The organism is Salinivirga sp. (assembly GCF_055145285.1).
The window spans coordinates 26,002-36,452 of the sequence record NZ_JBSRDC010000026.1; the positions used below are offsets into that span (position 1 = coordinate 26,002).

A 10,451-nucleotide genomic window follows, 5' to 3' on the forward strand; every position below is an offset into this window, starting at 1 on the left:
TCAACGTCTAAATCTCGTTCCGCTGCAATTTATGTAATGGCGATGTAGCCCGGTTTTTATATCCATGCCAAAACACCACAATAAGTAAAATTGCAGCGACAAATAATGCAGCATAAACAACCTCATCATGCATTTGCCACTGCCGCTCAGCTATGGCAATAAATGCCCAAACACCAACCAGCGCAGCCTCGCGCATGTTTCGGGTGAATAACAGTGCCAGATAAATTAGCATGGCAACTATAATCATAACTACAGTCCATGTGGGGGGTGACAATGGGCCACCCTGCCAGTTAAAGCTTACCAACCAGGCTGCCACGTTGGCTACCGATGCTACCACAATCCACCCCAGATAAATTACAATGGGCCACCACACAAAAACTATAATACGAAGCGGGGCATCCCATATTTCCAGTCGTAACCTTATGGTGAGCATAATCAGAGCAAACAGCAGTATAAAAATCAACAATACAGAAAAACCTATATATTCATTAAGCCAGGCTGCCACCCACAATCCATTAGCCATGTTACCAAGTGCAAACCACAATCCGGTTTGCTTCAGGCTGGCATCTTCTCTCTTTTTGTACCATGCATACCATTGATAGCCTACAAATAAAATGAGTAGCAAATAAATTACCCCCCAAATGGCAAATGCATAACCTGATGGAGCAATCAGGGTTTGGTATTTGACACTGATTTGCCCCACTGTTTTACCATCGAAGAGCATAGTGCCCTGCAAACTATTTAACACGAGTGCAAAAAGCAACGAAAACGTGTTGATCAGGAGAAAAGTAAGTTGTTTCATCCGTTTATATTTTAATCTTTCAAATGCGATTGCATACCCTCAGAATACCTGACTTCAAAAGGCTCTTCGTCTCCACTCAAAATAAAATAGCCTTCCAACCCGGGATGCGTTTCTACAATATCCATTGAAGCATGGTAGCCCAACACCATAAAAGCAGTTGCATAGGCATCAGCCGTCATGCAATCATCGGCCAAAACAGATGCGCTGAGTAACCTGTGCTGTACCGGATACCCTGTTTTAGGATTTATGGTATGTGCATATTTTTGGCCATTTTTTTCGTAAAACTGCCGATAATTGCCTGAAGTTGCCAAAGCACCCTCGCTAATGTGTAGTATCCGCTGAATTTTTCGATCTATAAGAGTCTGTTCCTCTGTGGGTTCATCGACACCAATTCTCCACGCTGCACCATTAGGATTTTGGCCTTTTACGTGAATTTCACCGCCAATTTCTACCATGTAGTTTTTTATACCTTTCATCTCCAAAATCCGAGCTGCCAGGTCTACAGAGTAACCTTTTGCGATGGCACTGGCATCTAACTGAATGGCTGCAGTATCTTTAATCAGCTCACCATTGCGAAGATGAACTTTTTCATAACCAACATAATTTAAAATGGTGCTTATAGAAACAGAATCGGTGCGCTGAGGCTCTGTATACCCAAACCCCCAGGCATTGACCAATGGTGCCACTGTAATATCAAAAGCTCCGTGTGTTTCCCGGGCAATCTCTTCTGCTTTGCGGTATACATTTAAAAAATGGTCGTCGAGCACTACCGAACTATCGTTCTGATTAATACGGCTGATAACGGAAACCGGATCGTAGGTAGACAATGATTTATCAATTCGCTGCATGGTATTACGCAGTTGCTTATGATAATCGACCCCATTTGGCGATTTATAAATTATATGATAAAAAGTGCCGTGAGCCTGACCCTGATTTTTAATATATTTACTTTTATCTTGTTGGCAGCCCACGGTAATAGCAAAAGCTATAAAAACGAGTATTAAATATCTCATGATTCTATTTTTAGATGGCAAATTAAGGTTTTTGACTTTATCAAACAATCTTATTTCTCTAATTCAAATATAAAAATTCGCAAAAATTACTGTGCAGTATTTACAAATCGTGTATCTCATTGGAAACCTTTAGCTTTTATAAGATCATAATGCTGCATGGCAAAGCGCATGGTCAAACGGGTAATGGCGATGCTAAAGAAATTTCTCCACTTTGCCCCCCGTAAATGCTGTAAAATGCCTTTCCGGAGGCCCTTTTTTGTACACGGCAATGTATTAGATAATTTCTTTTACGAATAAAAATACAGGCAATGTTAACTTCAAGCAGGCAATAGCAAACAGGCCCGAACAATTATGCACTAAGAGGAACTGGGAGTCATGCCACGTGCAAAAAACTACCTGTCAACATATTGGCGCTTTGCACACAACCAATATTCATAAAAAAATGGTTTCGATTAGTCGTGCACCTGTGTAGGTGAAGGGTTCTGGCTCCTCATCAAAAAGTCCAAAAACGGCTGAACCACTTCCACTCATGGCTGCATAAAAGGCGCCATGCGCATATAAATTTTCCTTTATATGTGCCAGCTCCGGATAATGCGGAAATACACTTGCCTCGAAATCATTTTTCAAATCTTCTCGCCATGTATCTAAAGGCTGTGAGATGATGCTTTTAAGTGATTTTTTCCATTCGGCCGGTTGCACATTCTGATAGGCCTCTGCCGTTGATACATGCACGTCGGGTACAACCAGGAGCAGGTATTTTCCATGTAAATCAATTGTTGCCCGACTAAGCCTCTCACCCCTTCCAGTGGCCAGCGCTGGCACATTGCGTATAAAAAATGCACAGTCGCTTCCCAACATGGCGGCCTGTTCTTCCATTTCGTGAACTGATAGTTTCAGCTCGAACAATTCATTAAGCAAACTTATGGCAAAAGCTGCATCAGCCGACCCGCCGCCAAGGCCTGCACCGCTTGGAATATTTTTATGAAGATAAATAGCCACAGGAGGTATATCAAACTGTTTTTTTAATAATGCCCATGATTTATAAACCAGGTTATGCGCTATCGAAGCATTATCAAGTGCAAACCCCGATTCAAAAAGCTCAATTTTATTCGCCGGTAAAATTTCAAGCACATCATTAAGAGCAATAGGCAACATAATTGTTTCCAACTCATGAAACCCATCAGAACGTTTGTATTTAATGTTTAACCCCAGGTTAATTTTGGCATTTGGAAAAACGACCATGATTTATTAAATTTTATTCGCAAGCAATATTAATAAAATGTATCCATCTTGTTGATATTAATTATCAAAGTTTCCTTTCTAATGTTGAAATAAAATTAACTTTGTAAATCTAAGATATTGCATTCAAAATAGCCTTTATATTAGAGGTAACCCCTTACAAAACAGGCACTTTCAGAAAATCGCCAACAAGCGACATTAGATTGCCTGCACTTAAATAAACAAGGTAAAGCTAATAACAGCGCTATTTAAAAAAACAGAATAAAAGGATTGTACTATGGCCAAAAAAGAGTTCAAAAAAGAAAACCCATCTAAATATGTAGATCATATAGCCGTTGACTCAGGAAAAGTACCTCCCAATGCCCTGGAAATTGAAGAAGCAGTTTTAGGAGCCTTGCTACTCGAGAAGGACGCTATTTACCGGGTTTTTGACCTCTTGCAACCGGAAACATTTTACAAAGAAGGACATCAGCATATTTATCAGGCCATAAAAGACCTTTCTTCCGAAAATGAACCTGTCGACATGGTTTCTGTGATAGAACAGCTCAGAAAAAACAAGAAGCTGGAAGAGGCCGGAGGTGATTATTACATTACGCAACTTACCTATCGCATAGGATCTATCGCTCACCTGGAGCATCACGCCAAACTTATTGCAGAAAAATTTATTCAGCGCGAACTCATCAGGATAACCGCCGAAATACAGCAAATGGCTTTTGATGAATCTACTGATGTGGTTGAGCTAATCGATACCTCCGAAAATAAAATTTATCAGGTAGCAGAAGGAAACATAAAAAAACAAACCACATCCATTGGATCAGTTGTTGAAGAGGCCATTGAACAAATTGAAGCAGCCTCGAAAAACAAAGACGAGTTAAGTGGCATTCCGTCGGGCTTTACAAATTTAGACCGGCTTACTTCCGGGTGGCAACCCTCCGACCTTATTATTCTGGCAGCAAGACCATCAATGGGGAAAACAGCATTTGCCCTGAACATTGCCCGTAATGTGGCCGTACAATACGAAAAACCCATTGCGTTCTTTTCCCTTGAGATGTCGTCAATACAGCTGGTAAAAAGAATGATCTCCACAGAAACAGAAATCAGCCAGCAACATATTAAAAACGGCCAAATGGAAGACTGGGAATGGCAACAGCTTGAAAGTCGGTTGCCCAAACTTCGGAATGCACCGCTATATATCGATGACACACCGGGATTGTCAATTTTTGAGTTACGGGCCAAATGCAGAAGACTTGTGCATGAAAAAGGAGTAAAAATGCTCATCATTGATTACCTTCAGCTCATGAATGCCGCAGGCCAGGCAAGCCGGGAACAGGAGGTTAGTATAATCTCACGCTCACTTAAGGCCATAGCCAAAGAACTTGATGTGCCGGTAATTGCACTTTCTCAGCTTAACCGCTCCGTAACCTCCCGTCAGGGAGAAAAACGCCCAATGCTCTCCGACCTGCGTGAATCAGGTGCTATTGAACAAGATGCCGATATTGTAATGTTCATTCACCGACCAGAAGCACTGGGTATTACAGAATACGATGATGGTACTTCAAGCATCGGAATGGCTGATATTATTATTGCCAAACACCGGAACGGAGCCACTGATGATGTGCGCATGAGATTCGAAGGTCAGTTTGCCCGGTTTACTGATTATGACGAAGGCGGATTGCCCGACATTGACAATGAAGCCACACCGGGAATCATCAAAGGATCCAAAATGAATGTTGAACACGCAGGTGCTACAAAAGAAGAATATAATCCGGGTGAAAACATAGGGTCCAATTACAATTTTGACGAAGGAGCGCCTTTTTAGTTCATCATTCTCATCCATAACCTAAAACAAACGGCTCTTTTCTTCGTTAGCCATTACACAGTGTGTAAAAAGTAATCTGATAAAATGCAATATTCAAAAAAGATCATTCTCATCCTCATACTTAGCATGAGCTTTCAGTGGCTCCAGGCAGCCTTCATCCTGATACCTATGGATGAAACCCAGAAAAATCACTTGAAAGCCTACGGCATTACCTACTGGACACTTCAGAACGATGTTTCAGGCTGGTGGTTATTGAATTACAGAGGAGGAAGTTTTTTATTGCCAATGGCAGAAGAAATTGAAAATGAATGTATGATAAGGGGTATCTCTTACGAAATAATTGCCAATGCCAAGCGCAATGCTATTGTGAATAAAATATCGCAACCCGATATGAATATGGATGTGGTAAAATTAGACAAAGCTCCCAATATTGCAGTGTACAGCCCAAAAGACAAGCTCCCCTGGGACGATGCGGTTACACTTGCATTAACTTATGCAGAAATACCCTACGATATAATATATGACCGTGATATATTAGATGGAGCTTTGAAAAAATACGACTGGCTTCATATGCACCATGAAGATTTTACCGGCCAATATGGAAAATTCTACGGCGCATATCACCATACAGCCTGGTACAGAAATCAGGTACGAAGTGAAGAAGAAAAGGCTCGTGCGTTGGGCTTCAATAAAGTATCGAAACTAAAACTAACCGTGGTTACAACCATTAAATCATACGTAAACAGTGGTGGGTTTTTATTCTCCATGTGTAGTGGTACAGACTCATTCGATATTGCATTAGCTGCTCACAATACGGATATTTGTGCGGAAGTATTTGATGGTGATCCGCCGGAACAAAATTGTCAGGAAAAACTGGATTACAGCAATACCCTCGCTTTTACGGATTTTACAATAAGCCTGAATCCATACGAATATGAATTTTCGAACATCGATGTAACCCAAAACAGGAATGTCAACAAAGAAAAAGACTACTTTACGCTTTTTGATTTTTCAGCCAAATGGGACCCTGTCCCCACTATGCTTTGCCAAAATCATACTGATATCATAAAAGGATTCATGGGCCAGACAACTGCTTATAATAAAAAGTTTATCAAACCCGATGTCCTTATAATGGGACAAAATAAAAGTGCAGGAGAAGCCCGTTACATTCATGGTACATATGGCAAAGGATTCTGGACTTTCTATGGTGGACATGATCCCGAAGATTTCAGACATTTTGTCGGTGATCCTCCTACAGACCTTAATTTGCACTTACATTCTCCCGGATATCGGCTCATCTTAAATAATGTGCTTTTCCCGGCAGCAAAAAAGAAAAAACTGAAAACCTGATTGTTAAGCTATCAATAGCAGTTTTTTTCTCCATTGACCAAAGTTTTTATATCTTGAGTATTTCAATCCAGAACTGATTTGGTATTGCATTTGAACATTAATACGCCAAATTATATAGATATTTAAATACAAAATACTAAATTATGAAGTCAGACATAAAAATCGCTAACGAAGCCAAAATTCAACCGATTAAAGAAATTGGTTCCAAACTTGGATTAAAAGAAGAAGACCTTGAACTTTACGGGAACTACAAAGCCAAGGTGCCACTTAGTTACATTGACCCTAAAAAAGTTAAAGAGAGCAATCTTATATTGGTCTCGGCAATTTCTCCAACTCCGGCAGGAGAAGGAAAAACAACTATGTCGATAGGCCTTTCGCAAGGGTTGAATCAAATTGGTGCCGATTCCAGTGTTGTGCTCAGGGAGCCCTCTTTAGGACCTGTATTTGGAATTAAAGGCGGAGCTACCGGTGGCGGAATGTCACAAGTGCTGCCAATGGAAGATATCAATCTGCACTTTACCGGTGATTTTGCAGCAATTGAGAAAGCACACAACCTGCTGGCTGCAATGATTGATAATGCCATACAGCACCGCACTTTGAATATTGACCCACGAACCGTACTGTGGAAACGAGTAATGGACATGAATGACCGCTCGCTGCGTAATTCCATTGTCGGATTGGGTGGCAGCACCTCAGGATTTCCCAGAGAAACCGGTTTCGATATTACCGCGGCCTCTGAAATTATGGCCATTTTGTGCCTGGCAGAGGACTTTAAGGACCTGAAAGAGCGCATTGGGAACATATTTATTGGATATACCTTTGATAAAAAACCCGTTTACGCACGTGACATAAAGGCCCATGGTGCCATGGCGGCCCTGCTACGCGATGCCATTAAACCCAACCTGGTGCAAACGCTCGAAAACACACCTGCCTTTATCCATGGTGGCCCATTCGCAAATATTGCGCAAGGTACCAACTCGGTAATTGGTACTAAGATGGGAATGTCACTATCTGAATATGTGGTAACAGAGGCAGGTTTTGGATTTGACCTGGGTGCCGAAAAGTTTTTCGACATTAAATGTCAATCATCAGGTCTATCGCCCAAAGCTGTTGTGTTGGTTGCAACTGCAAGAGCACTTAAACACCATGGAGGCGCTGATCTTGACAAGATAAACGAGCCCAACATGGAAGCACTTGAAGCCGGTATCAGTAATCTGGAAAAACACATCGAGAACATCAAAGCATTTAATGTTTGTGCGGTAGTTGCTATCAATAAATTCGCTACAGATACAGAGGAAGAATTAGAATATATCAAAAAGCGTACTGAAGAGAAAGAGATAAAAGCAGTGGTAGCTGATGTTTGGGGCCAGGGCGGCAAAGGAGCCGTTGAATTGGCCAACGAGGTAAAAACGGTTGTCGACCAGTGCGAAAGCAAGTTTAGTCCTATGTACGAATGGAAATGGGATATTCCGAAAAAAATAGAAACTGTAGCCAAGAAAATATATGGTGCAGCAGCAATAGACTATACGGCCAGAGCTAAAGCTGACCTGAAGAAAATTCAGGAGCTTGGCATGGAGCACCTCCCTGTATGTATTGCCAAAACCCAAAAGTCGCTGTCTGATAATCCCAAATTAATTGGTCGGCCAAAAGACTTTGTGGTAACGGTGAGAGAAATAGAATTGTCATCGGGCGCAGGTTTTGTGGTACCAATCACAGGAAAAATAATGCGCATGCCTGGTTTACCCAAATCACCCTCGGCAGAAAAAATTGATGTCGACGAAAATGGTAATATTTCAGGATTATTCTAAGCAGGCTCATAATCATTAAAAACAAAACAGCATCCTTTTTTTTTCTTAGGATGCTGTTTTGTTAAAATAAGATTATATTTTTCTAAAATTTCCTTATTCGTTCCATATCGCGCTTCATATCTTTCTCTTTAATAGATTGCCGTTTATCATATACCTTTTTACCCTTGGCCAGAGCAATTTTCATTTTGGCCCAGCCACGCTCATTTATGAATAATCTCGTAGGAATAATTGTCAGGCCTTTTTCCTTAATCTTGCGCCTCAATTTTCTTAATTCTTTCTTGGTTAAAAGCAACTTCCGTTCACGTTTCATCTCATGATTAAACCTGTTGCCAAAACCATATTCAGCTATGTGCATACTTTTAACCCACAATTCTCCACGGTCAAAATAACAATACGCTTCGGCAATACTTGCCTTTCCCTGGCGAATAGACTTTATTTCAGTACCTGTAAGCTGTAAGCCTGCCACGTAGGTTTCAATAAATTCGTATTCGAAAGAAGCCTTTTTATTTCTAATATTAATATCCATGTAATTACCCTACCTTCAGTTTAAAACAGGAATGCAAAGTTAGTAAATTAATACGATGAAGTAAAGGCACATGCATTATTTACAGCACCCAAACACTTCTTTTTTTTCGTATACAACTTTATACAAAATGGACTACCTGTTGGTTTCAGAAAGAAAAATAGCCCGGGAAATATTCTGGCCGTTACGAAAGAAAAATGTTCCGTAATCGTACCTAACCTCAATGTACTCGGTAGCCAGTTTATTTTCTACTAAAATTACCCGCTTTATTTTTTTCCCGGGTAAATCATAATACTCCACAGTTTTACCATTCGGATATTTTCGTGCCAGTTCATTCAAAAACATATCGTTCCGTTCCACTTTCGTAAAACCTGGAAAGTCATTTTCAATTTTTTTCACCTTTTCGGGATATAAAATACGGTCAATTTTTTCCACCTGCACTTGCGGGTACCTTTGATCAGGACTAAGCTCCAATGCCTTGAGATAGGCTAAGCGTGCCGCACTCAATGCTTGACTTTCAAAATAACGGTCAGCCAAATCTACAAACTCCTGATATTTTTGCTGTCTTTCTGCCTGATTATACTTTTTGGCCAGTTGGCTTCTTAAGAAACGAATTTGCTTTAGCGCGTAGGTATCTCCTTTTTGTATTGATAAAGCCTTATTGTAATAATCTATTGCTTCGGCATATTTTAATTCACTGACGAGCTGATCAGCTTTTGCCAGGAACCTGCGATATTGCTGTAGTCTGAGGTAAGTGGGATCAAACATGGGCAATAATTCATTAATCCTTGCAATCTGATACTTTGCATATGAGCTGCCTGCTACAATATCGAGGGCCAGGTTATAATGAAACCTTGCTTGTCTGAATCGATGCTGCATAAATAACGAATCTGCATAACGAAGCATTCTTACGTACCGGTCATATCCGTCCAAACTATTTTTTAAATCCTTATCTATTTTGAGCATCTGTATAGTCGGATAATCATTTGAACGGTCAAGTATTGCAGCCCGTCTATAGGCGTTTAAAGCTTCAATTTTGTCTCCTTTTTTTAATAAACTATCGGCTTTTATAACCGATTTTTCGAAGGCCTCACTTCTTACTGAATTATAATTTTCAAGCAATTTTTTGATGCGTTGATGCATCTTTATTGTGTATTCGTGGTCATGCTCAAACTCGCCAAAATTAAACTGGTAACTAATTTTACCTACCGGTTCCTTTTGAAGAAAAGTAAAATCAAGGCCTTCTATATTTGGGAAAAGTTCAACCGTAAACTCAAACAACCAGATACCTAATTCATTCTCCCTAACATCCGTATTGAAATGAATAATTTTAGTAACGTAAAACTCATGTGTAAATTTAATCTCATAATTTCGGTTGAGTTCCAATATAAAACTAAAGTCTCCGGTAATATCAGTATTCTCAACCTTAAGGAGGGTATTATTGGCATAAATTTCCACATTGGTATTGGGCAATGGTCTCAACCCATCCTTAACACTGCCCTTAACTTCTACATATCCGAGCATCTCCTGAGAGAAGGCAGGACGCAAAGCAAAGCAAATTATAATTATAATTAGTAATAATTTATTCATGCGATAAGATTGTTAATACAATCATCAAATCTTGTGCTAAACAATAAAATTAATAAATTCACTACCCAATTGACCAAATCAACATAAAAATTATCAATATTCAGACACATCCATCCGAAACTTTTTTAAAAAGAGAATCAACAACAATTACTTTTGTTTATTTATGCGATATCTTTTTTAAAACTCCAGAAAAAAAGTAGTTTATAATGTCAAAACAGTGTTCCCTGCCTGCCAAAATCAAAAGACTTCGGAACAGTCCCATATCTTTTTAGGTTTTTTGTTATTTGTTAACGAAAAATATGGGTTC

Annotated in this window: 8 protein-coding genes; 3 read left to right on the plus strand and 5 right to left on the minus strand. The window is 39.9% G+C overall.

Features of this window, described 5'->3' with window-relative positions; all coding sequences use genetic code 11:
- Window positions 1-7 precede the first annotated feature (7 nt).
- The 3 genes from ACTB0Y_RS05460 to ispE all read right to left on the minus strand — a co-directional run bounded on the left by ACTB0Y_RS05460 (window position 8) and on the right by ispE (window position 3,057).
- On the minus strand, window positions 8-802 hold the full coding sequence (locus ACTB0Y_RS05460) for a hypothetical protein (protein WP_463205797.1): 795 nt from the start codon (window positions 800-802) through the stop codon (window positions 8-10).
- A gap of 11 nt (window positions 803-813) precedes the next feature.
- Complete coding sequence (locus tag ACTB0Y_RS05465; protein WP_463205798.1) at window positions 814-1,815, minus strand: FAD:protein FMN transferase; 1,002 nt, start codon at window positions 1,813-1,815, stop codon at window positions 814-816.
- 432 nt (window positions 1,816-2,247) lie between these two features.
- Window positions 2,248-3,057, minus strand: coding sequence for a 4-(cytidine 5'-diphospho)-2-C-methyl-D-erythritol kinase (ispE, locus tag ACTB0Y_RS05470; protein WP_463205799.1), 810 nt, complete (start codon window positions 3,055-3,057; stop codon window positions 2,248-2,250).
- A gap of 274 nt (window positions 3,058-3,331) precedes the next feature.
- Here ispE and dnaB point away from each other — a divergent pair, with 274 nt between their 5' ends.
- The 3 genes from dnaB to ACTB0Y_RS05485 all read left to right on the plus strand — a co-directional run bounded on the left by dnaB (window position 3,332) and on the right by ACTB0Y_RS05485 (window position 8,031).
- Window positions 3,332-4,873, plus strand: coding sequence for a replicative DNA helicase (gene dnaB, locus ACTB0Y_RS05475; protein ID WP_463205800.1), 1,542 nt, complete (start codon window positions 3,332-3,334; stop codon window positions 4,871-4,873).
- Between the two features lie 84 nt (window positions 4,874-4,957).
- Window positions 4,958-6,223, plus strand: a complete 1,266-nt coding sequence (locus tag ACTB0Y_RS05480) for an asparagine synthetase B (RefSeq protein ID WP_463205801.1) — start codon at window positions 4,958-4,960, stop codon at window positions 6,221-6,223.
- Between the two features lie 143 nt (window positions 6,224-6,366).
- Window positions 6,367-8,031 carry a formate--tetrahydrofolate ligase gene (locus ACTB0Y_RS05485; RefSeq protein WP_463205802.1) on the plus strand — a complete coding sequence of 555 codons (1,665 nt, stop codon included), beginning with the start codon at window positions 6,367-6,369 and terminating at the stop codon, window positions 8,029-8,031.
- An 82-nt stretch (window positions 8,032-8,113) separates the two neighbouring features.
- Here ACTB0Y_RS05485 and smpB read toward each other — a convergent pair whose 3' ends face one another.
- Window positions 8,114-8,557, minus strand: coding sequence for an SsrA-binding protein SmpB (gene smpB / locus ACTB0Y_RS05490; protein WP_463205803.1), 444 nt, complete (start codon window positions 8,555-8,557; stop codon window positions 8,114-8,116).
- Window positions 8,558-8,689: 132 nt separating this feature from the next.
- Complete coding sequence (locus ACTB0Y_RS05495) at window positions 8,690-10,144, minus strand: hypothetical protein (RefSeq protein ID WP_463205804.1); 1,455 nt, start codon at window positions 10,142-10,144, stop codon at window positions 8,690-8,692.
- Window positions 10,145-10,451: the final 307 nt, after the last annotated feature.

Coding starts and splice junctions, on each gene's coding strand:
- ACTB0Y_RS05460 (WP_463205797.1), bottom strand. CDS start 802: ATGAAACAACTTACTTTTCTCCTGATCAACACGTTTTCGTTGCTTTTT.
- ACTB0Y_RS05465 (WP_463205798.1), bottom strand. CDS start 1,815: ATGAGATATTTAATACTCGTTTTTATAGCTTTTGCTATTACCGTGGGC.
- ispE (WP_463205799.1), bottom strand. CDS start 3,057: ATGGTCGTTTTTCCAAATGCCAAAATTAACCTGGGGTTAAACATTAAA.
- dnaB (WP_463205800.1), top strand. CDS start 3,332: ATGGCCAAAAAAGAGTTCAAAAAAGAAAACCCATCTAAATATGTAGAT.
- ACTB0Y_RS05480 (WP_463205801.1), top strand. CDS start 4,958: ATGCAATATTCAAAAAAGATCATTCTCATCCTCATACTTAGCATGAGC.
- ACTB0Y_RS05485 (WP_463205802.1), top strand. CDS start 6,367: ATGAAGTCAGACATAAAAATCGCTAACGAAGCCAAAATTCAACCGATT.
- smpB (WP_463205803.1), bottom strand. CDS start 8,557: ATGGATATTAATATTAGAAATAAAAAGGCTTCTTTCGAATACGAATTT.
- ACTB0Y_RS05495 (WP_463205804.1), bottom strand. CDS start 10,144: ATGAATAAATTATTACTAATTATAATTATAATTTGCTTTGCTTTGCGT.